Origin of the sequence: Erythrobacter sp. SD-21, assembly GCF_000181515.1 — a bacterium.
Classification (GTDB): Bacteria; Pseudomonadota; Alphaproteobacteria; order Sphingomonadales; family Sphingomonadaceae; genus Qipengyuania.
On sequence record NZ_ABCG01000001.1, the window covers coordinates 77,737 to 101,927 of the forward strand.

Below are 24,191 nucleotides of genomic sequence, written 5' to 3' on the forward strand. Positions count from 1 at the left end.
CTCACGCCCAACCGTTCGTCGCAAGATGGGGAACGGATACACCCGCGCCAAGGTTCTTCCCTTCGCCATGACGAAGCTCATCTATGTCGACGACCAGCTGCCCGGAATCACCCGCAAGGGTGCTGGCAAGGGATGGGCCTATTACGATCCGCAAGGCACGTTGATCACCGATCGCGCCGAGAAGAAGCGCCTCAACGCGATCGCGCTCCCGCCGGCCTATGCCGAAGCGTGGTTCTGCCCTGCGCCCAACGGGCACATCCTTGCCACTGGCATCGATGCCAAGGGGCGCAAGCAATATCGCTACCACCCCGATTTCCGCGCCCAGCGCGAGAGCGAGAAGTTCGACAAGTGCCTCGCTTTCGGCAACCTCCTGCCGCTTGTGCGCAAGAAGGTGGAAGATGATCTGAAGGCGCGCAAACTGACGCGTGAGCGGGCGGTGGCAAGTGTGGTGCGCCTGCTCGACCTTGGCGCCGTGCGCGTCGGCAACGAAGGCTATGCCGAGCGTAACAAGAGCTTCGGCGCCACCACCCTGCGCCGCCGCCACGCCGAGGTAACCGGAAAGACTCTCAAGCTGCGTTACAAGGGCAAGTCGGGGCAAATGCGCGAGGTCACGCTGACCGACGGTCGCCTTGCCGCTGTAGTTCGCCGCATGCAGGACTTGCCGGGCCAGAACGTGTTCAAATACATCGACGAGGATGGCGACGTGCAGGCCGTGTCTTCTGGCGATGTGAACGAATATCTCGAAGCCTGCATGGGCGAGCGGTTTACCGCCAAGAACTTCCGCACCTGGCACGCCAGCGTGATGGGTTTTGAATGCCTGCGTGCTGGCGAGGGAAAGATGCCGATGAAGGGGCTGCTCGAATGTGTGGCTGGCCAGCTTGGCAACACACCGGCCGTGACCCGCAAGAGCTACATCCACCCCGCCATTATCGACCTGGTCGAGCGGCAGGAGGAATGGCGCGAGGGTCTGCAACTGCCGCGCGCCACACGTTGGTTGACGCGCGAGGAGCGCGGGCTGATCGAACTGTTGCATGAATGTCCCAGCGCTGCGGAGCTTCTCGCGGCCTGAACTGCGAAATGAGTCTCCTGTTCAGGAAGGACCGTGTATAGACGCGCGAACTCCAGCACTTCTGGGGATGGTCCTGTACCCGCGGCGGTGTGGCAGGAGGCTCGCAGACCGCCGTGAAAGTGGCATCCTATGCATCGTCTGGCCAGCTTCGACGTTAGTCGCCAATTCCTCACGCCGCGCGGCAAGCTCGCGGCGCAAGTCATCTTCGGTTTCCTTTGCGGCGCGGCCATGATCGGCCTGCGCTCGCTGTTCGACATATGGGCACCGGTGTCGGGACCGTTTGCCCTGACCTATCCGACGGTGCTGCTCGCGACGCTCTACGGCCATTGGCGCGCGGGGGTTGTAGCCCTGATCACCACCTTCCTGTGGGCGTGGTATTTCGTGTTGCCGGGGGTGAAATCGTTCTTGTTCGTCGACCCGACGGACCCGCCGCGTGTTATTCTCAACTTCGTGGCCGGAGCTATCGTGCTGATCTTTGCGGAAGCCTTCCGCCGCGCCGCGCACAGCACGATGGACGAAATTCGCGAGGCCGCCGACCGCCGCCTGACGCTGCTGGCCGATCTCGAACATCGCACCAAGAACAACTTCGCGCTAGTAGCCAGCATGCTCGAAATCCAGAAGCGCCGCATTCCGCAGTCGGAACTGCACGGACCGCTCAACGATGCCGTGGGCCGCGTACGCACCTTCGCGGATGCCTATTCGGCCCTCGCGCTGGAGCAGTCGGATGCGCATGAAGTGGCCATGCGGCCTTATCTCGAGCAGATGCTGTCGCGTCTCGAAACAGCTGCGCTGCCGCCGCACGTGACGCTTTTCCTGGAGATCGAGGACGCCATGATGACGCGCGAGATTGCCGTGGCTATCGGGCTTTATCTCAACGAAGCCGTATCCAACGCCTGCAAATACGCCTTTCCACGAGGCCGGTCGGGGACCATTGCGGTCTTCTTCCATCTTCGCGACGGCAGATGGCGTTTGACGGTCGAGGACGACGGTGTGGGTGCCGAGGCCGAAGCCATGGCCGGGGGCGGGCTTGGCAGCAAGCTGTTGCAGGCGTTCGCGCAGCAGGCAGGCGCCTCGCACCACGCAGGACCGATCTTGAACGGCTTCCGCACGGAAATGCGGAAGATGGAAGAGGAACTCGCCTGACCTCTTTAGGTTGATCCTTGGCAGAGCGCACGATCTAGCGGCCAGCTTTAGAGACCGACAACCTATGACCAACACCATCCAGCCGATCCTTCCTGACAAAGTATCTTCGCTGGCACATGAGGTTCTTCAGCTTGCAGATGAACAGGAACTGCGGCTGGCCACGGCGGAAAGTTGCACTGGCGGATTGCTGGCTGCGATACTTACCGACATCTCTGGGTTGTCCCATGTATTCGAACGAGGCTTCATTACCTATTCGGACCAAGCAAAGTGCGATATGCTTGATTGCAACAGGAAGGAGATTGAACATTGCGGTGCGGTAAGCCGCGAGGTAGCAATCGCTATGGCGCAAGGGGCTCTAAAAAAGTCCGAAGCGGACTTGGTGATTTCCATAACAGGGTTCGCTGGTCCGGCCGGCACCGATGATGAGGAAGGGCTGGTACATTTCGGGATTGGTCGAAGCGGTGCCCCACCCGATCATGAAGAGCACCACTTTGGATCGCTCGGACGGGACGGCGTCAGGGTCGCTGCCCTTGAAGTTGCTCTCTCGATGATGAAGAACGCGCTCCTGAAATGACCGACAACGCTGCGCACGCCTTCTTCGATCTTCACACCCACGGGTTCGTCAGGGTGGCTACCGCAACGCCCACGGTGCGGACGGCGGATGTGTCCTACAACGCGGAAGGTATTCTCGAGCAGGCAAGAAAAGCCGACGAGCGTGGGGTGGATCTGCTGCTTTATCCGGAACTGTGCCTCTCGTCCTACGCGATCGACGACCTGCACTTGCAAACAGCGATGCTGGAGGCGGTCGAGCGGCATCTGGGCGTTATCGTCGAGGCCTCGGAACGCCTTTCGCCGGTGGTGGTCATCGGGGCGCCACTTCGCCGTAATGGCCGCATCTATAATTGCGCCATCGTGATTGCTCGCGGGCAGCTTCTCGGCGTCGTCCCAAAGAGTTACCTGCCCAACTACCGCGAATTCTACGAAAAGCGCTGGTTCAGCCACGGGCGGGAAAGCGTCGGGCTGAACATATCAGTTGATGGCGCTACCGTGCCATTTGGAACCGACCTAGTTTTCACTGCCGCCGACTTGCCCGGTTTTATCTTCGGTATCGAGATTTGCGAAGATTTCTGGTCGCCCAACCCGCCCGGCACGCTGGCTGCGCTGGCGGGCGCGACCATCCTGCTCAACCTTTCCGCCTCGAACATCACCATCGGGAAATCGGATGAGCGGCATATGCTCACCCGCGTCAGTTCCAGCCGTTCTGTCTGCGCCTATGCCTATTCGGCCAGCGGCTACGGTGAGAGCACCACCGATCTGGCGTGGGACGGACAAGGTATGATCTACGAACTCGGCGATCTACTGGCGGAAAGCGAGCGTTTCGACCGTGCGCCCGAACTTTGCATCGCCGATGTCGATACCCGGCGGATCCTTGCTGACCGTATGCGGATGCAGACCTGGGGAGATTCGGCAGAAGCCGCCGGGCGGCCCGAGGACTGGTATCGCCGTGTTGTCTTTAAACACAATGCCGGGCTGCGCGATATCGGTCTCGAACGACCTATTCGGCGCTTCCCGTTCGTTCCCAATCGGCAGGAGAAGCTGGACGAGGATTGCTACGAAGCATTCAATATCCAGGTCGACGCTCTTATGCGGCGGATCGACGCGACCAGGTCAGAGTGTCTGGTCATCGGCGTCTCCGGGGGCCTGGACAGTACCCACGCGCTGCTGGTGGCAGCTAAGGCCATGGATCGGATCGGGCGACCCCGAAGCGACATACGCGGCTATACCATGCCTGGTTTCGGCACCTCGAAGGGTACGAAGTCAAACGCCTGGAAGTTGATGAAGGCGTTCGGAATCACGGCGAAAGAGATCGACATCAAGCCGACCGCCACCATGATGCTGGAAAACATCGGTCATGCTTTCGCTGATGGTCACCCGGTTTACGATACTACCTTCGAGAATGTTCAGGCAGGCCTGAGGACGGATTATCTTTTCCGGCTCGCCAGCCAGCACGGCGGTTGGGTGATCGGCACTGGCGATTTGTCGGAACTCGCACTGGGTTGGTGCACTTACGGAGTGGGCGACCAGATGAGCCATTATGCGGTCAATGCCGGCGTGCCAAAGACGCTCATTCAGTATTTGATCCGCTGGACCACGAAGACAAGACAGTTCGATGAAGGCGTAGACGAGATTTTGCTTGCCATTCTCGATACCGAGATCAGCCCCGAACTTGTCCCGGCAGGCGAGGACGGAAATATCCAGTCCACGCAGTCGATCATCGGCCCTTACGAACTCAACGACTTCTTTCTTCATCATATTATTCGCTGGGGTCAAAGCCCGAGCCATGTCGCATTCCTTGCCTGGCACGCATGGAAGGATGCGCAAAAGGGGTTATGGCCCATCGACTTTCCCGATGATGCGCGAAACGAGTATGATCTCGCTACCATAGCCAAATGGCTGGAGAACTTCGTCGAACGCTTCTTCGGCTTCAGTCAGTTCAAGCGCAGCGCCTTGCCCAACGGTCCAAAGGTTAGCGCCGGCGGCGCGCTCTCCCCCCGCGGCGACTGGCGCGCACCCAGCGACGCGGTGGCTGATATCTGGCTGGAGGACATCAAGCGAAATGTGCCGCAGAGCTAGGCTCCACGGCACGTCCATGGCTCGCGGGGGAGGGATTACGCGGCCAGTTTCTCGACCTCTGCATGCGCTTCGGCGATCTTCTCTTCGCCGCCTTCGCCCATGATCCCGTCGGCTGCGACGAGTTCGACGTCATCCATCCCGAGGAAGCCGAGGAAGAATTTCAGCCAAGGCGACATGAAGTCGATCTCGCTGCCGAGCGCGGTGCCACCCGATGCAGCTGTGATGTAGACCTTCTTGCCCGTCAGCAGTCCTTCGGGGCCATTGGCTGTGTACTGGAAGGTCGTGCCGGCGCGGGCGACGAGGTCAGCCCATGCCTTCACTGTCGCAGGGACGGAGAAATTGTAGACCGGCACGCTGAAGACGATGCTGTCGGCTTCCTTGAGTTCTTCGATCAGCTCGTCGGCGATCTTCGCCAGTTCACGCTGATCGTCCGTGCGTTCGGCATAGGGCGCGAGGTTCGCTGCAAATCGCTCGGCGTCGATAAAGGGAATGTCGTTCTTCGACAGGTCGCGGGTGACAACCTCCGCTCCCTGCTTTGCGGCAAGACCATCGACCAGCCTGGTGCCCAGGCTGCGCGAAACGCTTTCGCCGTCGCGGATGCTGGCAGTGATGTGAAGAATGGTGCTCATTGCGATGTCTCCTGTTCAAGCCGCGTCGACGAGGACGAGTTCGCTGTCCTCGAGCGCGGTGATGGTGATGCTGTCTTCCTTGGTGATGGCGAGGCCGTCGCGGGCCTGCGCCTCGATATCGCCCACACGGATGCTGCCGGTGGCGGGTACGAGGTAGAGGTGACGGTCGGCAGTGCGCGGCGTGTAGGTCACGCTTTCGCCGGCCTTGACCGTCGCGCCCAGAACGCGGGCGTCGGTGCGGATCGGCAGCGCGTCTTCGTCGTTGGCCACCCCGCTGGCGAGCGGCACGAACTGTCCCGCACGGTCGCCCCTGGGGAATTGCCTTGCGCCCCAACCGGGGTCGCCGCCGCGTTCGGAAGGGATGATCCAGATCTGGAAGAGGGTGGTTTCCTCGTCCTCCAGGTTCATTTCCGAATGCGCAACGCCGCGCCCGGCGCTCATCACCTGCACGTCGCCCGTCTCAGTGCGCCCTTCGTTGCCCATGCTGTCGCGGTGGGTGATGGCGCCCGTGCGGACATAGGTGATGATTTCCATGTCGTTGTGCGGATGGGTCGGAAAGCCGCTCTTTGGCGCGATCTTGTCGTCGTTCCATACGCGCAGCGCGCCCCAGTTGACGCGGGACGGGTCGTGGTAGCCGGCGAAGGAAAAATGGTGGTTCGCATCGAGCCAGCCGTGGTTGGCCTTGCCGAGCGTGCTGAAGGGGCGATGATCGATCATGCTTGGTCTCCAAAGAGATTGCTCTGTTGGACCAAGAGATAGGCGTTGCCCCTCGTTCCGATAACTGCGATAAAACGCGCCAAGATGTTCAGGAAATCCGAACAATGAAGCTGGGTGAGCCAAGTCTCGACCAATTGCGCATTTTCCTCGCCGTGGCAGAGGAGGGCAGCTTCGGCGGTGCGGCGCGCAAGATGGGCAGGGCGGTCTCGGCTGTCAGCTACGGCATCTCGCAGATGGAGGCGCAGCTGGGCGTGACGCTGTTCGAACGCGAGGGATCGCGACGCCCGGTGCTGACCGACGAGGGTCGGGGGCTGCTGACCGAGGCCAAGGCGGTGGCAGACGGTATCGACCACCTCCTCGCCAAGACACAGAGCCTGCACGCGGGGTTGGAGAGCGAGGTTTCGTTGGTGGTCGACGTCATGCTGCCCGGCGAGGTCACTGCCAGCGTGCTGCGCGACTTCCGCGAGATGTTTCCCACCGTCGCGTTGCGTTTGCAGGTCGAGGCTTTGGGAGCCGTCGCTGCGTGCCTGCTGGAAGGCGGCGCGGAGCTCGGTATCGGCGGGCCGGTGCTGGCCGACCATCCCGAGCTCGAACGGCAGGCTATCGGCGCGGTCGAACTCATCCCAGTCGCCGCGCCCGACCATCCGCTGGCGCGTGCGGGCATCGCGCCGGGGGAGAGCCGCAAGCACTTGCAGCTGGTCCTCACCGACCGTTCCCCGCTTACGCAAGGCCGCGAATTCTCGGTCCTGGCATCCGAGAGCTGGCGCCTGGCCGACCTCGGTGCCAAGCACGCGCTACTGAAAGAAGGCATCGGCTGGGGCAACATGCCGCGCCATGTGGTCAGCGGCGATATCGAGGAGGGGCGGCTATGCCTGCTCGACCTGCCCGAAAAGCCCGGCGCGCATTATACGCTGAGCGCCCTGTGGCGCCGCGATGCAAGACCTGGTCCCGCAACTAGCTGGCTTATCGACGCCATGCGCGAGCGGATAGGGAAGTGCAGCGGCGTGGAACCCTCGGTCAGCGGCGAAGTCTAGCTCCCGCTGCAGGATTTCTTTGTCCACCGATGGTCGAGACCTCTACGAACAATATCGACCGTTTTTCCGATCCTGCAGTTGGTCAAGCGAGCGGGGTTGAGCACCAGCTGCGTTTTGTATTTTTTTTGAATTAGAACGGTTGCGACGTATGTCGTCCCGGTGTTCGAAGGAATCAGATTTATAGAAACAATTTCACCTTTGACATCTTCGAACTCCGCGTCGTCGATGGACATAGCGTGCCAGCCTTCGAAATTCTGCAGTACAAAAGCGAACAAGCAAATTCCGCCTATGAGGGCGATGATTTGGAGCCGTTCCTTTCAGACAAATTCTGGAGCCATGCACTCTGAATTAGAGCCTCATCGTCCAGCCGTGCGTGTCCTCGACCGCGCCTTTCTGGATGCCGACCAGCTTTTCGCGGACCTTGTTGGTCATCTGGCCGGTGCCGCCGCTACCTATGGTGAACTCGCCATCGGGGCCGAGCACGGTACCGACCGGGGTAACGACCGCCGCCGTACCGCAAGCCATCGTCTCCAGCAGCTTGCCGGTAGTGGCATCGGCGCGCCACTGGTAAATGCTGTAGGGTTCCTCGCGCACCTGCAGGCCCTCTTCGCGCAGCAACTGGATCAGGCTGTCGCGGGTAATGCCGGGCAGGATCGTGCCGGTCAGCGGAGGGGTAATGACCGTGCCGTCGTCGAATACGAAGAACAGGTTCATGCCGCCCAGTTCCTCCACCCACTTCTTCTCGACCGCGTCTAGGAAGACGACCTGGTCGCAGCCGTGCTCGATACCCTCGGCCTGGGGCACTAGGCTGGCGGCGTAATTGCCCCCCGTCTTGGCCGCGCCCGTGCCGCCGGGAGCCGCGCGGGTGTAGTTGCGGCTGACCCAGATCTTCACCGGCTTCGCGCCGCCCTTGAAATAGGGGCCTACGGGCGAGGCGATGAGGATGTATTTGTACTGCCGCGCCGGGCGCACACCAAGGAAGGCTTCCGACGCGAACATGAAGGGACGCAGGTAGAGCGAGCCATCGGGATCGCCCGGCACCCAGTCGCGGTCGGCGGCGACAAGCTGGCGAATGGACTCGAGGTAAAGCTCTTCCGGCAGGTCGGGCATCGCCATGCGGCGAGCGCTTTCGTTGAAGCGGCGCGCGTTCTGTTCGGGGCGGAAAAGGGCAAGGCTGCCGTCGCCCTGCTTGTAGGCTTTCATGCCCTCGAAGATTTCCTGCGCGTAATGCAGCACGGCGGCGGCCGGATCGAGGCTGATCGCCTCGCGCGGACCAAGCGTCGCCTTGTGCCATCCACCCTTGTCTTCGTCATAATCGATGACGACCATATGGTCGGTGAACAGCTTTCCGAAGCCGGGGTCCTGAAGTGCCTGCTGGCGGGACTCGCCGGGAACGGGGGCGGGGTGGAGAATGCGCTCGAAATTCATGCCTGCGCGGGTAATCGGAGAGCGCGCCTAGGGCAAGTTTTGATACCCACAAATGAGAAGAGCGACCCTCGCCCGTAGGAGGATCGCCCTTCGCATGGTCAGCGGTCGCAAAGCGCCGCTCACGAAGCCTTACTCGGCAAAGGAAACTACCGAATATGCTCCGTAGGGGTCTTCACCGACCTCGCTACTGAACCATGAGACATCGGATCACCTCCTTTCAAGCTTGTGAGCTACAACCCCGTTTCACCGGAGAAGAAGACCGCGTGCGCCGCTGATCTTGAGAACAATTTGTGTGTTTTGGGGGCCTGAAACAAGACTTGCAAAAAAGTTTTCCCACGTCAGAATTGTCATTTGTGGCTCGGAGCATTCTCCGGGCCTCTTTCGTGGGTGCTGTGGGGGCATCTCGTAAGGCGATCGACGCCCGCGAGAATCGGCTCAGCGGCAATCCTCGATAACGCGCGTCACTTCGGCCCACGCTGGCAGGTAAAGTGTCGGCAAGCCCGGAGTTTCCACAGCGAATCGCCCCTTGGTCAGCGCCATCGCATCGAGCAGCGGACTTTTCGGAGCCACTACCGTGGAGGTTCTAGGTGGACCCGAGACTTGTCCGTTTGCGGACGGCAACGCGTTAGCGGTTGTTTCCGTCCTAATAACGATACGGTTCGCAGCAGCCCCGGGCCGTGTCATCCTGATCATGCGCGTGTTGCGTTCGCATGTTATCGTGAAATTGCTCATCGAGCCGGATTGACCGGAAAATAGAGCCTGTGTGCCTCCTTCATCTGCCTGATATGTCCAGTTCCCCGGTGTCGCGGGCGCATCAATCCAGTTCTCGTAGTCCGGAGTGGGAGCAGGCGGGGGCGCAGGCGTCGGCGCGGGGGCAGTCTGAACCGGTGAGGGCGATGGGGCGGGCGTGGAATCGGGCGCGGGCACGCAGCCTGCGGCGAGCAGGGCGCTCGACAGCAGCAGGACACGGGCGATGGCGCTATGCGAGGCTTTCATGCTTTCCCAATGCTCGCTAACGGCTTTGTTTCCATGGGTAAGAAACGTCGCCTCGATCAAATGCTCGTCGACCGCGGGCTGGTAGAAAGCCGCACCCGCGCGCAGGCCCTGGTGATGGCGGGGCTGGTCTTTTCCGGCGAACAGAAGCTTTCCAAGCCCGGCCAGCAGATGGCCGAGGACGCACCGCTAGACGTGCGCGGGCGCGATCATCCCTGGGTCAGCCGCGGCGGGATCAAGCTTGCCCATGCGATCAAGCATTTCGGGCTCAACCCCACGGGCGTCACCGCGATGGACATCGGCAGTTCGACCGGCGGTTTCACCGATGTGCTGTTGCAGGGCGGGGCCGACCATGTTTTCGCAGTCGACAGCGGCACCAACCAGCTTGCGTGGAAACTGCGGCAGGACGAGCGCGTCACGGTGTTGGAACAGACCAGCGCGCGCATCCTCACGCCGGAGATGATTGACCGACCCGTCGGCTGGGTCGTGTGCGATGCGAGTTTCATCGGGCTGGCCAAGGTGCTCGAACGTCCATTGGAACTGGCCGAGCGGGAATGCCGCATGGTCGCGCTGATTAAGCCGCAATTCGAGGTCGGGCGCGAGGAAGTGGGCAAGAAGGGCGTTGTAAGCGATCCAGCCCTCCACGCACGGGTCTGCAACGAGGTGCGCGGCTGGACCGAAGGGCTGGGCTTCGAAGTCCAGGGCATTGTCGAGAGTCCGATCAAGGGTCCGGAAGGCAATGTAGAATTCCTGATCTCGGCCCAGCGAAGTTAGCGCATTCCAATATCGAATTTATGTAAAACATAAAAAACTCCTTGCGAATCGTTGTAGCTCGGGTCTACATGCGCTCATCAAATGCGATGAGGGCAAGACAATGAATGCAATTTGGGTAAGACGTTTCGTCGATGCGCTGGTGGCGCTGTTTGCGCTGGTGATATTGGGGTCGCTGATCCAACTGGTCGGATCGATCATGGGAGACTCATTCGGCACGGTGACGTGGGAGGCCTCCGGTGTACCGGGGCCGGAAATCGCGCTCGGCGATGCTGCAGGCTTTTCTGCGAAAACCGGCGATTTGACGATCGAAGGTCTCCCCCTCGTCAACGCCATTTATTGGCTTGCCCGGCTTACGGTCCTCGGTCTTATGTTGGCCGTCTTCGTCAAACTGCGCGGCATTCTCGGGCGGATTGTGACGAGCGACATATTCAGCGAGGCTACCATCGACCCCTTGCGCCAGATTGGCTGGTTCCTGCTAATCGCCAGCCTCGTTTCGATCGGTGCCACGATCATCGTGCAGGCCGGAATGCTTAACGCTCTGCCTCCGGTAGAAGGCATCGAAGTTCACCCGTCGATCAGCTGGGAAGCGAAGGGCGTCAACAATATCTGGCTCGAATACGAGCCGCCGATCCTGTCTTTCCTGATGGCATTCATCGCCTTTCTGTCATCCTCTGCCTTCCGGTCGGGCAAGAACTTCCGCGAAGACAGCGAGAGTGTGGTCTGATGGCGATCGTCACCAACCTCGATGTCATGATGGCGAAGCGGAAGGTCAGCTTGAAGGAGCTGGCCAACCGCATCGGCATTTCGAACACCAACCTTTCGCTGCTTAAGACGGGCAAGGTGCAGGGCGTGCGCTACAAGACGCTCGATGCGATCTGTCGCGAGCTCGACTGCCAGCCGGGCGATATCCTCGAATATCGGCCTGGCGAGGAGGAAGAAGGTGGCGGCGGCGATTGACGTTGCGGCACTCTCGGCTCTAGGCGCTCGTGCAATCGTATTTCACGGAGAGAGCATGTCCGCCAATATCGCCGAAATGGAACGCCGCCGCGCCGCCGCCAAGTTGGGCGGGGGCGCGAAGCGCATTGCCGCGCAGCACGTCAAGGGCAAGCTGACCGCGCGCGAGCGGCTCGACGTCCTGCTGGACGAAGGCAGCTTCGAGGAACTCGACACCTATGTCGAGCATGACTGCGTCGATTTCGGCATGCAGGACCAGAAGATCCCCGGCGACGGCGTGGTCACCGGCAGCGGCACGATCAACGGCCGCCTCGTCTATGTTTTCTCCCAGGATTTCACCGTCTTCGGCGGCTCTCTTTCCAAGCGCCATGCAGAGAAGATCTGCAAGGTCATGGACACCGCGATGAAGGTCGGCGCGCCGGTGATCGGCCTCAACGATTCCGGCGGCGCGCGCATCCAGGAAGGCGTGGCTTCGCTCGGCGGTTATGCCGAGGTGTTCCAGCGCAATGTGCTTGCCAGCGGCGTGGTCCCACAGATCAGCCTCATTATGGGGCCGTGTGCTGGCGGCGCGGTGTACTCGCCTGCCATGACCGACTTCATCTTCATGGTGGAGGATTCGAGCTACATGTTTGTAACCGGCCCCGACGTAGTGAAGACGGTGACCAACGAAGTCGTTACGCAGGAAGAACTGGGCGGGGCGAAGACGCACACCACCAAGACCAGTGTCGCCGACAACAGCTTCGAAAACGACATCGAGACGCTGCTCACGACGCGCGATTTCTTCGATTACCTGCCGCTGTCGAACCGCGAGGAAGTGCCCGAGCGCCCGACCAGCGATCCGTGGGATCGGCAGGAGGACAGCCTCGACACGCTGATCCCCGACAACGCCAACCAGCCCTATGACATGCACGAGGTCATCCGGAAGACGCTGGACGAGGGCGATTTCTTCGAGATCCAGCCGAACCATGCCGCCAACATCATCTGCGGTTTCGGCCGGGTCGAAGGGCGCACGGTGGGCGTGGTGGCGAACCAGCCGATGGTGCTCGCCGGCGTACTCGACATCAATTCGTCCAAGAAGGCCGCGCGTTTCGTGCGTTTCTGCGATGCCTTCGAAATCCCGATCCTGACCTTTGTCGACGTGCCCGGCTTCCTTCCCGGCACCGCGCAGGAGCATAATGGCATTATCAAGCACGGCGCGAAGCTGCTCTTCGCCTATGCCGAGGCGACCGTGCCCAAGATCACCGTGATCACCCGCAAGGCCTATGGTGGCGCATACGACGTGATGGCGTCCAAGCATCTGCGCGGCGACCTCAACTACGCATGGCCCACGGCCGAAATCGCCGTGATGGGCGCGAAGGGCGCGGTGGAGATCATTTTCCGCCAGGACCGCGACGATCCGGACAAGATCGCCGAGAAGACCAAGGAATACGAAGACCGCTTCGCCAACCCCTTCGTGGCAGCCCAGCGCGGCTATATCGACGAGGTGATTTACCCGCACTCGACCCGCAAGCGGATCGCGCTGGGGCTACGCAAGCTGCGGACGAAGCAGCTTGAGAACCCGTGGAAGAAGCATGACAACATTCCGTTGTGAGGTCGGATATGTCCAACAAAGTGAATGGTAGGAGTCTCAAGCTTTTCCTCGTTGATGGAACGCCTTCAGGTGTGATTACGGCTGAGTTAGGTGTTTCGTCGCTCCGAGCAGTGGTAGCAAATCGGGTTTCACTCCCAGAACTAGTTGCTCGGGACGAAGCCTCCAGGACCGGCGTCTACATCCTGATGGGATCGGATGATGGCGAAACGACGAAGGTTTATGTGGGGGAAGGTGACTCGGTTCGAACGCGGCTAAGTTCTCACGATTCTGACCCCGCCAAGTCCTTCTTTGAAAGAGTGGTTCTCATCGTTTCCAAGGACGAGAACCTCACCAAAGCTCATGGCCGATACCTTGAGAGCAGATTAATACATCAAATCAAAAATTCGGGTCAGGCAGAGGTTGTGAATGCGACTGCACCGATTTTCTCAGGCCTTCCAGAAGCAGAGATGGCCGACATGGAAAGAGTGCTGAACGAGGTTACAATTCTGTTGCCGATCATTGGATTCGATATTTTCAAGGCTGAGAAACAAACCTCGCGGAATTCTGATCCGGCACCTGAAACGCGGAAAAGTACCGACTATCGTCCGGTTGAAGGAAGCGGACACTTTGTCGCTCATATTCGGGACGCGCGCGGAGAAGCAGTCGAGGACGGCGGGCAGTTCATCCTTTTGTCTGGTTCAACAGTGTATGTGACTGAAAAATCGTCGTTCACAGACCCACTCAGAAAACGTAAAGCGCGGCTCCGTCAAAATGGCCTTCTCGTCGATACCCCAGATGCAGAATTGTGGCAGCTCGTTGAGGATACAGATTTCGGAAGTCCCTCAGCCGCTTCGGCATTCATTGCCGGTCGGTCTGACAACGGACGCACCACATGGCGCACAAAGGATTCCGGTATTACTTATGCCGAATGGCGCGAAGAGAGGTTGAAGCCGTATGAAACTAGGACGTCTTAATCACATCGGCGTCGCCACGCCCTCGATCGAGGAATCGATCCGCTACTACCGTGATGTCATGGGCGCGACGCGGTTCCACAAACCCTTCGATCTCGAGGCGCAGGGGGTGAAGGTCTGCTTCGTCGATACACCCGGCGAGAACGGAACCAATGGCACGCAGATCGAGCTGATCGAACCGCTCGGCCCCGACAGCCCCATCGCCAAGTTCCTCGAGAAGAACCCCGCCGGCGCGCAGCATCATGTCTGCTACGAGGTCGAGGATATCGAGGACGCCCGCAAGTGGTTCGAGGAGCTGGGCAAGCGCATCCTCGGCCCCACGCGCATCGGCGCGCACGGGACGCCGATCTTCTTCCTCCACCCGAAGGACATGATGGGTCAGCTCACCGAAATCATGGAAACGCCCAAGGAAAACGCGCACTGGTCGAACTGATCGGCCCGCACCGTCATCCTGAACTCGTTTCAGGATCCATCGCGCAACCCGGCGCGGACGGTGCTATTGGATAGATGGATGCTGAAACAAGTTCAGCATGACGAGAATTGTGACGATATGACCGACAAACCCACCTACGACGACTGGAAAACCCGCGCCGACAAGGAGGTGAAGGGCCGTGACCTCACCTGGAACACGCCCGAGGGCATCGCGGTAAAGCCGCTCTACACGTCTGCGGATACCGCCGATCTCGACCCCGGCGTCCCCGGCATCGCGCCGTTTACGCGCGGGCCCTATGCCTCGATGTACACCGGGCGTCCGTGGACCATCCGCCAGTATGCGGGCTTCTCCACCGCCGAGGAATCGAACGCCTTCTATCGCCGTAACCTCGCCGCGGGGCAGAAGGGCCTTTCGGTCGCCTTCGACCTCGCCACCCACCGCGGCTATGACAGCGACCACCCGCGCGTGGTCGGCGATGTCGGCAAGGCGGGCGTTGCGATCGACACCGTGCGCGACATGGAAATCCTGTTCGACCAGATCCCGCTCGACACGATGAGCGTATCGATGACGATGAACGGCGCGGTCATTCCCGTGCTCGCCTTCTACATCGTCGCGGCAGAGCGGCAGGGCGTTTCGCAGGACAAGCTTGCCGGGACCATCCAGAACGACATCCTCAAGGAGTTCATGGTCCGCAACACCTATATCTACCCGCCCGAACCGAGCATGCGGATCGTCTCCGACATCATCGCATACACCTCGGCCAACATGCCGAAATTCAACAGCATTTCGATCTCGGGCTATCACATGCACGAGGCTGGGGCGACCGCCGTGCAGGAACTCGCCTTCACCATCGCCGACGGCAAGGAATACGCCAAGCGCGCGATGGAAGCGGGCCTTGATATCGACGCCTTCGCGCCGCGCCTGTCCTTCTTCTGGGGCATCGGCATGAACTTCTTCATGGAGATCGCCAAGATGCGCGCCGCGCGTGCGTTGTGGCACGATGTGATGGAAGGGCTGGGGGCGCAGAACCCCAAGTCCAAGATGCTGCGCACCCATTGCCAGACCAGCGGTGTGAGTTTGCAGGAGCAGGATCCCTACAACAATGTCATCCGCACCACGATAGAGGCGATGGCGGCGGTGCTGGGCGGTACGCAGTCGCTGCACACCAACGCGCTGGACGAGGCGATCGCGCTGCCCACCGACTTCTCCGCCCGCATCGCGCGCAACACGCAGCTGGTGATCCAGGAAGAAACCGGCATCACCAATGTCGCCGATCCGCTGGGCGGCAGCTATTACATCGAAAGCCTCACCGCTGCGCTCGTAGACGAGGCCAGCAAACTGCTAGATGAGGTCGAAAGCGCGGGCGGCATGACGAGATATGTCGCCAGCGGCAAACCCAAGGCGCAGATCGAGCAAGCGGCTGCGGCCAAGCAGGCCAGCGTCGACCGCGGCGAGACCGTGATCGTGGGCGTGAACAAATATCGCCGCGACAAGGAAGACGAAATCGATACGCTCGATATCGACAACCACGCGGTTCGCCAGAGCCAGATCGCGCGCCTAGAAAAAGTTCGCGCGAACCGCGACGAATTCGCCTGCAAGGCCGCGCTCGACGCGCTGGCTCGGGGCGCGGCGCAGCGCGAGGGCAACCTCCTCGACCTCGCCGTCGAGGCGGCGCGTCACGATGCGACGCTCGGCGAGATCAGCCAGGCGATGGAAGACGCCTATGGCCGCTACGACACCAATCCGAAGCCGGTGCGAGGCATCTATTCCGAAGCCTATGCGGGCGATGATCGCTATGCCCAGGTGGTCGAAGGCGTGAAGGCGGTCGAACGTCGCCTGGGCCGTGCGCCAAAGCTGATGGTCGCCAAGATGGGGCAGGACGGCCACGACCGCGGCGCGAACGTCATCGCCTCCGCCTTTGCCGACATGGGCTTCGAGGTCGTTTCCGGCCCCCTGTTCCAGACGCCGGAAGAAACCCGCGACATGGCGCTCGAAAACGATGTCGACGCCATCGGCGCGAGCAGCCTTGCGGCGGGTCACAAGACGCTCATCCCCGAACTCATCGGTCTGCTGAAGAATTCGGGCCGCAGCGACATCAAGGTGATCGCCGGCGGCGTTATCCCGCAGAAGGATTACGACTTCCTGCGCGATGCCGGGGTGCAGGGCATCTACGGCCCGGGCAGCAACGTGGTCGAATGCGCCGCCGACGTGCTGCGCCTGCTCGGCCACAACATGCCGCCTGCCGGTGAGGATCTGGACGAGGCGGCGGAGTGAAATGCAAGGCAGCCCACTTATCAAGGTAATCGTCGAAAGAGACAACGTTGATGTGATCCACCTCTCACGGGAAGAAGGCTCGGATTGGCGGGCTTGGAAGTGTGATGGTTTCAAGGGAGAAGAATTAGCTCCACCTGATCAGCTTTATGAAGAGTTCGAGCTTTTCATCCGCCATCTTGCGCCTTTCGTTGATGACCACTCACGGTGGATTCGAGATGATACTGGCGAAGAGATAACCTCTTGGGAGGCGATCAAAATTCTGTCGGACGTCAGTAAATGGTACCCACGCGAATATCGGAAAGACACTTGAGTCAGAAAGAAGCTACGGCACTACGCACCGACTGGACCCGCGAGGAAATCGCGGACCTTTTCAACCTTCCCTTTACCGAGCTGCTCTTCCGAGCCGCCACCGTCCACCGCGAGTACCACCCGCCCGAGCAGATCCAGCTCTGCACGCTGCTCAGCATCAAGACTGGCGGTTGTCCGGAGGATTGCGGCTATTGCTCGCAGTCGGTGAAGGCCGACAGCGGTGTCGAGGCGACCAAGCTGATGGAGGTGCAATCGGTCCTCCAGCGCGCGGCGCAAGCAAAGGATCAGGGAAGCCAGCGCTTCTGCATGGGCGCGGCATGGCGCAATCCCAAGGACCGCGACATGCCCGCGATCGTCGAGATCGTGAAGGGCGTGCGCGCCATGGGGCTGGAGACCTGCATGACGCTGGGCATGCTGACGCCGAAACAGGCGGATATGCTCAAGGAAGCGGGCCTCGATTATTACAACCACAATGTCGACACCGGGCCGGAATATTACGAGCGCGTGATCTCGACCCGCAATTACCAGGACCGGCTCGACACGCTCCAGAACGTGCGCGATGCGGGCATCAACGTGTGCAGCGGCGGGATCGTAGGCATGGGCGAAACGCGCGAGGACCGGGTGGGCTTCGTCCACACGCTCGCCACGCTCGAACGCCATCCCGAAAGCGTGCCGGTCAATGCGCTGGTGCCGGTCAAGGGCACGGTGCTGGGCGACATGCTGGCCGACACGCCGCTGGCCAAGATTGACGACATCGAGTTCGTGCGCACCGTTGCGGTGGCGCGCATGACCATGCCGATGAGCATGGTTCGTCTCTCCGCAGGTCGTGAGTCGATGTCCGAAGCCACGCAGGCGCTGTGCTTCATGGCCGGCGCGAACTCGATCTTCACCGGCGACAAGCTCCTCACCGCGCCCAACGCGGGCGACGACAGCGACGCGGCGCTGTTCGCGAAGCTGGGCCTGACGGCTTTGACGCAGGAAGAGCCGATGCGGGCGTGCAAAGCGGTGGAACCTGCGGAGTGACGCTTGGCTACTCCGTCGATGCGTTGCTTCCCAAGGCGCGCGGGGGCGGGGTGCTCAAGATGGGGCTGGCCAAGCTCGACGAGGGCGAGTGGCTCCAGCCTTATCCCGACCTTGCGGCGCGGGAAGCAGGATTTGCCGACTATCCAGAAGGCATCCAGCTTCTTCCAGAAGGCTTGGCAGCGGGCGAAGAGCTTGCCGTGATGCTGGGCCTCACCGGCGGCCTTCCTGAAGCCGCGCGAAACCATCACGAGGACATGTGCCTCCTCACCCTGCGGCCGGACGAGGATCAATACCGTCTTGTCGGCGCGGCGGTGGCATGGCCTTCCGACTGGACGCCGGCTGACAAGATAGGGCTGCCATTGCGTGCGCTTCATGCCCCGATCCAGGGCTATGAGGAGCAGCTTGCCAGCGGCGTCGATCACTTCATGGCCAGGCTCAAACCGGGCGCGATCTACGGGCGGTGCAACTGGTTCATCGCCGCCACCGGCGAGCGGCGCTGGGTGGCCGAGCCCGCCGAAAAAGCCTTCGCCCAAGTAACGCCCGAGAACGCCGGCGAAACGCTGTTCGTACGCTCCGAACGTCAGACCCTTCGCCGCCTTCCCGAAACCGGCGCAATTCTTTTCACCATCGGCATCTACGTCTCACCGCTGGGCGATTTGTCGCAGGACAACCAGCAGCGGCTCGCCCGCGCAGTCGCGTCTTTGCTCGAGGGCGAGGGCGATCGTCGCGGTGCTGGGGCTTACGCAGACGCATTAATCGGCTATGCGGCTGGCCGAGAGGAAGCCCGCACATGATCCCGTCCGCCATCCTGTTGCTTGCAGTTGCGCAACCCGCAGGCTCTACCGAGCTAGACTGCCACGACACTTCGACCCAGCACGAACTCAACCGATGTGCCGCGATCGAATACGAGCGGGCCGATGCCGAACTCAATCGGGTTTGGGGCGAATTGCGAAGGTTGATGCAGGGTAGGGACGAGGCCGTAACGGATGGACGTCCTTCATCATGGCAGCTGTTGCGCCGAGCGCAGCAAAGCTGGATCGAGTTTCGCGATGCGCATTGTCGACTGGAAGGATATGATGCGCGGGGAGGCTCGATGGAGCCGCTATTGGTCAGCAATTGTCTGGAACGGCTGACCCGCGCACGCGTCGAACAACTCGAAGCGCTGCAGACAAACCAGATATCGGGCGAACCGAAAAGATCGAGAGAAAGATAGGAATGTTCAAGAAGATCCTGATCGCCAACCGCGGTGAAATTGCCTGCCGTGTTATCAAGACCGCGCGCCGGATGGGTATCGAGACGGTTGCCGTCTATTCCGATGCCGATGCGCGTGCGCCCTTCGTGCGCATGGCGGATGAGGCGGTGCATATCGGCCCCGCTCCGGCCGCCGAAAGCTACCTGGTTGCCGAGAAAATCATCGAGGCGGCCAAGCAGACTGGCGCCGAAGCGGTGCATCCGGGCTATGGCTTCCTCTCCGAACGCGCGAGCTTCGTCGAGGCGCTGGAGGCGGAGAATATCGCCTTCATCGGCCCGCCGACCAACGCCATCGCGGCGATGGGCGACAAGATCGAATCCAAGAAACTGGCGAAGGAAGCGGGCGTGAACGTCGTCCCCGGCTTCGTCGGCGAAATCCGCGATACCGACCATGCGGTCGAGATCAGCAACGACATCGGCTTTCCGGTGATGATGAAGGCCAGCGCGGGCGGCGGCGGCAAGGGCATGCGCCTCGCCTGGTCTGAAAAGGACGTGCGCGAAGGCTTCGAGGCGACCAAGCGCGAAGGTCTCAACTCCTTCGGCGACGACCGTGTCTTCATCGAGAAATTCATCGAGAACCCGCGCCACATCGAGATCCAGATCCTCGGCGACAAGCACGGCAACGTGATCTATCTCAACGAGCGCGAATGCTCGATCCAGCGTCGCCACCAGAAGGTGGTGGAAGAAGCGCCGTCGCCCTTCGTCACACCCAAGATGCGCAAGGCCATGGGTGAGCAGTGCGTCGCGCTGTCCAAAGCGGTGAACTATCACAGCGCCGGGACGGTCGAACTGATCGTTTCGGGCGCGGACCCGACGGGGGAGAGCTTCTACTTCCTCGAAATGAACACCCGCCTGCAGGTGGAGCATCCGGTTACCGAAGCGATCACGGGCGTCGACCTCGTCGAGCAGATGATCCGCGTGGCGGCGGGCGAGAAGCTCGCCATGACGCAAGACGATGTGATGATCGACGGTTGGGCCATCGAAAACCGCGTCTATGCCGAAGACCCCTATCGCGGCTTCCTGCCCTCTACGGGCCGCCTCGTGCACTACCAGCCGCCGGTCGAACCCTGGTCGGATGATGGAGAAGAGAACGGCCGCCGCGGCGTTGCCGGTATACGCGTCGACGATGGCGTCTTCGAAGGCGGCGAAGTGTCGATGTTCTATGACCCGATGATCGCCAAGCTGGTGACCTGGGGCGAAACGCGCGACGAGGCCGCCGATCTGCAGGTCGCCGCGCTCGACGCCTTCCGCATCGAGGGGCTGGGCCACAATGTCGATTTTCTCAGCGCCATCATGCAGCACCCGCGCTTCCGTTCGGGCGAGCTGACGACAGGCTTCATCGCCGAGGAATACCCCGAAGGCTTCGAAGGTGCTCCAGCGGACGAGCGGCTGCGCGGTGTTCTTGCGGCGGTCGGCGGCGTGATCGCGACCGCCGATGCCGACCGCGCGCGTCGGATCGACCAGCAGCTCGACGGCGAAGAATACGCCCCGGGCGACTGGACGGTTCGCATCGGGGAGCGCGAGGAAGGCTCGACCACGCATGAGGTCGTGCTTGGCGAGGATGCGCTCACCGTCGATGGCGAGCCTGTCACGATCGAGATGCAGTACACGCCGGGCGAGCCGATGGTGGACGTGGCGCTTTACGACAACGGCGCGGACGAGAATGCCGAACCGCTGGAGGTCTACACGATCCAGCTGAAGTCCACGCGCACCGGCTACAAGATGACCACGCGCGGAGCGACGCACAGTCTGCGCATCCTGCAGACGCGTATCGCGCATCTGGCCGGCCACATGATCGAGAAGACGCCGCCCGATCTTTCCAAGATGCTGATCTGCCCGATGCCGGGCCTGCTGGTTAAGCTGCACGTTGCGGAAGGCGAGGAGGTTCAGCCGGGCCAGCCGCTCGCGACGGTGGAGGCGATGAAGATGGAGAACATCCTGCGCGCCGAAAAACAGGCGACCGTCGGCACGATCAACGCCGCCGAGGGCGACAGCCTGGCCGTAGACGAGGTCATTCTCGAACTTGAATAGGCGCTGCGCTTTCGATTCACCAAAAACGCGCGCAATTTCGCTCAAGCACGCGAGTTAGAATCTTGCGAAATTGGGCTTGTCCGGAAGTATCTTGGTAAACGCGCTGGTAACGACTCATCGCGCTGGAGATACTGTCTGTCTTCGAGTCGCATGTGAAACCGACATGCAGGAGCAGACACTATGGCACACAGGGGAACAGGGTTCTTCGACACCAGGGGGCATTTCTTCAAGACCCCGGACGAAGCGACGATCAGCGATCTCGCGGGCGTCCTCGGGAAGATCGGCGACGGGGAAAGTCTCGCGCCGGGCATCGCCCAGACCATGCTGGATCGACGAATGGAGATCGAGCGGCTCTTCGCCGAACACGACGCCATGATGGCGGATTACCAACCCGTCGGCGCCGGCAAGGTGACCAGGCTGCCGCGCGCGAGCTAGGAGGCGCAGGCCTCCTGGCCCTGCTGGGGAGGGGCCAGGTACCAGTCCCGCCGGAAGGCGACGAGGGCGAGGGCCACGACCACCATTGCGCCCACCATCAGGTGGAACAGCGCCAGGGCCTGCGCTTGTGAAACATGCGCCTCGAGCGCCATGATCGAGGCGTTGTAGCTGCCGTGAAGGGCGATGCAGCCGATCAGGCCTCCGCGTTTGGTCCCGATCAGCAGGGTCATGATCACGCTCAGCGCCAACGCCCCCAATCCCAGCGCGGGTAGGGCGAACAGCTTGGGGCCGTGCCACAGCGCCCAGATAGCCCCGACACCCAGCGAAACCGCGAGCGGGGACAACCGGGCAAGGAGCCGCCGCGTCAGGTAGAACCGCCAGCCGATCTCCTCGAGCAGACCCACGACAGCAACATTGAATGCCCACAGGCCGTAGACCCGGGGGTCGGAATAGGCGGCCACGAGCGCGCCGGACTCGATACCGACCAGCAGGCTTGCTATGATCGACAGGCCGAGGATGACGGGGATAAGGGCCAGCATTTGCCAGCTTGGCGGGGTGCACACCGCGTCCTTTTTCAGGGAGCGCACGAGCGAGCGACCCTCGATCCGCATCGCGAGCGCAGCCGCCAGTGCCGGGCCCGAGACGGCCCCTGCCTGCACCCACCAGCCGCTTGCTCCCATGAACATAAGAGCGAAGCCCAGCGCGTAGCTCAGCACGAAGGCAAGAGCGATAAAGATTGCAATCGGGCGGATGGGTCGGATCTCGTAAAGTCGGTATGGCGCCAGCGCGGGCTTCGAGGCGCGCCTAATGCGCCTGCAACTGCTCGTCCAGAAAAGCGGCTATGTCGGTCAGGTCGACATCGCGCGCCTGCCAGGCCTCGCCGATGCCGCGCAGCAGGATGAAGGGCAGGGTGCCCGCGTCCATCTTCTTGTCGTGCAGCATGTGGTCGGCAAGCGTTCGCCCGTCGCACTCCAGTCCGAGCGCAGCGATTTCCGCAGGGAGCCCCGCCGCGTCGACAGCGCGAGTGACGCGCGCTGCATTCTCACCTGAAATCTCGCCGCGCCGCGCCGAGTAGCGCGCGGCCAGCACCATGCCGAGGGCGACACCTTCGCCGTGCAGCAGGTGGTCGGAAAATCCGGTCTCGGCCTCCAAAGCATGGCCGAAGGTGTGGCCAAGGTTGAGTAACGCGCGCGCCCCGCTGGTCTCGCGCTCGTCCTCGGCGACGATCCGGGCCTTGGCAGCAACGCTGGTCGCCGCCGCCCGTTCGAGCGCAGCCTCGTCCAGCGCAAGCACGGCATCGCCGTTCTCCTCCAGCCAGTCGAAGAAACCCGCATCGCCCAGCACGCCGTATTTCAGCACCTCGGCATAGCCTGCGCGCAATTCGCGTGGCGGCAATGTCGAAAGCGTGTCCAGATCGGCCAACACAAGCGAGGGCTGGTGGAACGCACCGACAAGGTTCTTGCCCGCTGCCGTGTTGATCGCGGTCTTGCCGCCCACGGAGCTGTCGACCTGGGCGAGCAGGGTGGTGGGCAATTGCACGAAGCCGCAGCCCCGTTTCAGGATGGCGCAGGCAAAACCGGTAAGGTCGCCGACCACGCCGCCGCCCAGGGCCAGCACATGGTCCCCGCGCTCCACGCCTTCGGCCAGCAGCCAGTCGGTCAGCCGCATGAGGCTTTCCCAGCTCTTGGAGCCTTCGCCGGGCGCAACCTCATACCAGCGCGGCTCCTTGCCGGCAGACGCCAGCGATTGCTCGACCGCCGCACCCCAATGCAATCTCGCATTGGCATCCGCGACGATCGGGACGCAAGTCTTGCGCAGGAAAGGCGCCGCCTCGCGTGCGATATCGGATAGGAGGCCGCGCGCCACGCGGACCTCGTAGCTGCGGCCTGTTAGCTCGACCGTGATTACTGCCATGCGGCCAGTTCCCTGACGATGCGCTGGACGGTCGCTTCATGCGGCCCCTCGTCTGTCACGACATGGACCTGCGCCTGCGCATAGGCGGCGCTGCGTCGTTCCTTCAGATCGCGCAGGATCGTGCGAGGGTCGCCGCTCTTGAGCAACGGGCGCGTATCCTTGCGGCTGGTACGCTCCACCAAGGTATCGAGATCGCAGTCGAGCCAGATCGCGAGACCCTGTTCGAGCACCAGCGCGCGGGTCTCGTCGTCGACGAAGGCGCCGCCCCCGGTGGCGATCACGCCGTGGCCTTCTTCCATCAACCGGGCGATCACGCGCCGTTCGCCATCGCGGAAATAGGCCTCGCCATGCGCTTCGAAGATTTCCGCAACGCTGCGATTGGCCGCGCGTTCGATTTCCTCGTCGGCGTCGACGAAATCGCGCTCAAGCGCTGTCGCCAGCCGCCGGCCGATGGTCGACTTGCCGACGCCCATCAGCCCGACCAGCACCAGCGGGCGCACGATCCGGCGTGCCTTGAGCACCTGCTGCAATGTTTGGTCGGAAGTCTGCGCGTTGTTCATTGCCGCTCGGCCTATAGATGCGCTAGGGCGCGGGCAAGACATACG

25 protein-coding genes are annotated in these 24,191 nt (G+C 61.9%); 18 read left to right on the forward strand and 7 right to left on the reverse strand.

The window, feature by feature from the left end:
* Positions 1-25: 25 nt before the first annotated feature.
* From ED21_RS00390 to ED21_RS00405, 4 genes are all read left to right on the forward strand, one after another.
* The gene (locus tag ED21_RS00390) at positions 26-1,069 is read left to right on the forward strand and encodes a DNA topoisomerase IB (RefSeq protein ID WP_006831813.1); all 1,044 of its coding nucleotides are present in this window, start codon (positions 26-28) and stop codon (positions 1,067-1,069) included.
* A 129-nt stretch (positions 1,070-1,198) separates the two neighbouring features.
* Positions 1,199-2,212 carry a sensor histidine kinase gene (locus tag ED21_RS00395; protein WP_006831814.1) on the forward strand — a complete coding sequence of 338 codons (1,014 nt, stop codon included), beginning with the start codon at positions 1,199-1,201 and terminating at the stop codon, positions 2,210-2,212.
* Positions 2,213-2,276: 64 nt separating this feature from the next.
* Positions 2,277-2,786 carry a CinA family protein gene (locus ED21_RS00400; protein WP_006831815.1) on the forward strand — a complete coding sequence of 170 codons (510 nt, stop codon included), beginning with the start codon at positions 2,277-2,279 and terminating at the stop codon, positions 2,784-2,786.
* Entirely contained in the window at positions 2,783-4,846 is a 2,064-nt protein-coding gene (locus tag ED21_RS00405) for an NAD(+) synthase (RefSeq protein ID WP_006831817.1), read from the forward strand. Before ED21_RS00400 ends, ED21_RS00405 begins: the two co-directional genes overlap by 4 nt.
* Positions 4,847-4,881: 35 nt before the next feature.
* Here the strand turns inward: ED21_RS00405 and ED21_RS00410 are convergent, their stop codons facing one another.
* On the reverse strand, positions 4,882-5,475 hold the full coding sequence (locus ED21_RS00410) for an FMN-dependent NADH-azoreductase (protein WP_006831818.1): 594 nt from the start codon (positions 5,473-5,475) through the stop codon (positions 4,882-4,884).
* Between the two features lie 15 nt (positions 5,476-5,490).
* A complete protein-coding gene (locus ED21_RS00415; RefSeq protein ID WP_006831819.1) occupies positions 5,491-6,192 on the reverse strand; it encodes a pirin family protein in 702 nt (233 codons plus the stop codon).
* A 104-nt stretch (positions 6,193-6,296) separates the two neighbouring features.
* Here ED21_RS00415 and ED21_RS00420 point away from each other — a divergent pair, with 104 nt between their 5' ends.
* A complete protein-coding gene (locus tag ED21_RS00420; protein WP_006831820.1) occupies positions 6,297-7,226 on the forward strand; it encodes a LysR family transcriptional regulator in 930 nt (309 codons plus the stop codon).
* A gap of 348 nt (positions 7,227-7,574) precedes the next feature.
* Here ED21_RS00420 and ED21_RS00430 read toward each other — a convergent pair whose 3' ends face one another.
* Positions 7,575-8,654 (reverse strand): branched-chain amino acid aminotransferase, encoded by a 1,080-nt coding sequence (locus ED21_RS00430; RefSeq protein WP_006831822.1) that lies wholly within the window; start codon positions 8,652-8,654, stop codon positions 7,575-7,577.
* A gap of 435 nt (positions 8,655-9,089) precedes the next feature.
* Positions 9,090-9,224, reverse strand: coding sequence for a hypothetical protein (locus ED21_RS15890; RefSeq protein WP_255347498.1), 135 nt, complete (start codon positions 9,222-9,224; stop codon positions 9,090-9,092).
* Positions 9,225-9,683: 459 nt separating this feature from the next.
* Here ED21_RS15890 and ED21_RS00440 point away from each other — a divergent pair, with 459 nt between their 5' ends.
* The 13 genes from ED21_RS00440 to ED21_RS00495 all read left to right on the forward strand — a co-directional run bounded on the left by ED21_RS00440 (position 9,684) and on the right by ED21_RS00495 (position 21,672).
* Positions 9,684-10,421 (forward strand): TlyA family RNA methyltransferase, encoded by a 738-nt coding sequence (locus tag ED21_RS00440; RefSeq protein WP_034921101.1) that lies wholly within the window; start codon positions 9,684-9,686, stop codon positions 10,419-10,421.
* 100 nt (positions 10,422-10,521) lie between these two features.
* Positions 10,522-11,145, forward strand: coding sequence for a DUF2975 domain-containing protein (locus ED21_RS00445; protein WP_006831824.1), 624 nt, complete (start codon positions 10,522-10,524; stop codon positions 11,143-11,145).
* Positions 11,145-11,378: a helix-turn-helix transcriptional regulator gene (locus ED21_RS00450; protein ID WP_006831825.1), complete on the forward strand. Its 234-nt coding sequence runs from the start codon at positions 11,145-11,147 to the stop codon at positions 11,376-11,378. The genes ED21_RS00445 and ED21_RS00450 overlap by 1 nt, the downstream gene beginning before the upstream one ends.
* A gap of 55 nt (positions 11,379-11,433) precedes the next feature.
* Complete coding sequence (locus tag ED21_RS00455; RefSeq protein WP_006831826.1) at positions 11,434-12,966, forward strand: acyl-CoA carboxylase subunit beta; 1,533 nt, start codon at positions 11,434-11,436, stop codon at positions 12,964-12,966.
* A gap of 8 nt (positions 12,967-12,974) precedes the next feature.
* Positions 12,975-13,919, forward strand: a complete 945-nt coding sequence (locus ED21_RS14955) for a GIY-YIG nuclease family protein (RefSeq protein ID WP_156787190.1) — start codon at positions 12,975-12,977, stop codon at positions 13,917-13,919.
* Positions 13,900-14,349, forward strand: coding sequence for a methylmalonyl-CoA epimerase (mce, locus tag ED21_RS00460; protein ID WP_006831827.1), 450 nt, complete (start codon positions 13,900-13,902; stop codon positions 14,347-14,349). The genes ED21_RS14955 and mce overlap by 20 nt, the downstream gene beginning before the upstream one ends.
* A gap of 117 nt (positions 14,350-14,466) precedes the next feature.
* A complete protein-coding gene (scpA, locus tag ED21_RS00465; RefSeq protein ID WP_006831828.1) occupies positions 14,467-16,623 on the forward strand; it encodes a methylmalonyl-CoA mutase in 2,157 nt (718 codons plus the stop codon).
* A 1-nt stretch (position 16,624) separates the two neighbouring features.
* The gene (locus tag ED21_RS15280) at positions 16,625-16,933 is read left to right on the forward strand and encodes a hypothetical protein (RefSeq protein WP_034920868.1); all 309 of its coding nucleotides are present in this window, start codon (positions 16,625-16,627) and stop codon (positions 16,931-16,933) included.
* Positions 16,900-17,955 (forward strand): biotin synthase BioB, encoded by a 1,056-nt coding sequence (bioB, locus tag ED21_RS00475; RefSeq protein WP_050784684.1) that lies wholly within the window; start codon positions 16,900-16,902, stop codon positions 17,953-17,955. Before ED21_RS15280 ends, bioB begins: the two co-directional genes overlap by 34 nt.
* Complete coding sequence (locus ED21_RS00480; protein ID WP_006831831.1) at positions 17,952-18,749, forward strand: DUF3445 domain-containing protein; 798 nt, start codon at positions 17,952-17,954, stop codon at positions 18,747-18,749. Before bioB ends, ED21_RS00480 begins: the two co-directional genes overlap by 4 nt.
* Complete coding sequence (locus ED21_RS00485; protein WP_050784685.1) at positions 18,746-19,168, forward strand: lysozyme inhibitor LprI family protein; 423 nt, start codon at positions 18,746-18,748, stop codon at positions 19,166-19,168. The genes ED21_RS00480 and ED21_RS00485 overlap by 4 nt, the downstream gene beginning before the upstream one ends.
* A 2-nt stretch (positions 19,169-19,170) precedes the next feature.
* Complete coding sequence (locus ED21_RS00490) at positions 19,171-21,237, forward strand: acetyl/propionyl/methylcrotonyl-CoA carboxylase subunit alpha (protein WP_006831832.1); 2,067 nt, start codon at positions 19,171-19,173, stop codon at positions 21,235-21,237.
* A 180-nt stretch (positions 21,238-21,417) separates the two neighbouring features.
* Positions 21,418-21,672: a hypothetical protein gene (locus ED21_RS00495; protein WP_006831833.1), complete on the forward strand. Its 255-nt coding sequence runs from the start codon at positions 21,418-21,420 to the stop codon at positions 21,670-21,672.
* Here ED21_RS00495 and ED21_RS14560 read toward each other — a convergent pair.
* The 3 genes from ED21_RS14560 to ED21_RS00510 all read right to left on the reverse strand — a co-directional run bounded on the left by ED21_RS14560 (position 21,669) and on the right by ED21_RS00510 (position 24,146).
* Complete coding sequence (locus ED21_RS14560) at positions 21,669-22,388, reverse strand: CPBP family intramembrane glutamic endopeptidase (RefSeq protein ID WP_006831834.1); 720 nt, start codon at positions 22,386-22,388, stop codon at positions 21,669-21,671. The genes ED21_RS00495 and ED21_RS14560 overlap by 4 nt on opposite strands.
* Before the next feature lie 88 nt (positions 22,389-22,476).
* Positions 22,477-23,586, reverse strand: coding sequence for a 3-dehydroquinate synthase (gene aroB, locus ED21_RS00505; protein ID WP_006831835.1), 1,110 nt, complete (start codon positions 23,584-23,586; stop codon positions 22,477-22,479).
* Positions 23,577-24,146: a shikimate kinase gene (locus ED21_RS00510; protein WP_006831836.1), complete on the reverse strand. Its 570-nt coding sequence runs from the start codon at positions 24,144-24,146 to the stop codon at positions 23,577-23,579. Before ED21_RS00510 ends, aroB begins: the two co-directional genes overlap by 10 nt.
* Positions 24,147-24,191: the final 45 nt, after the last annotated feature.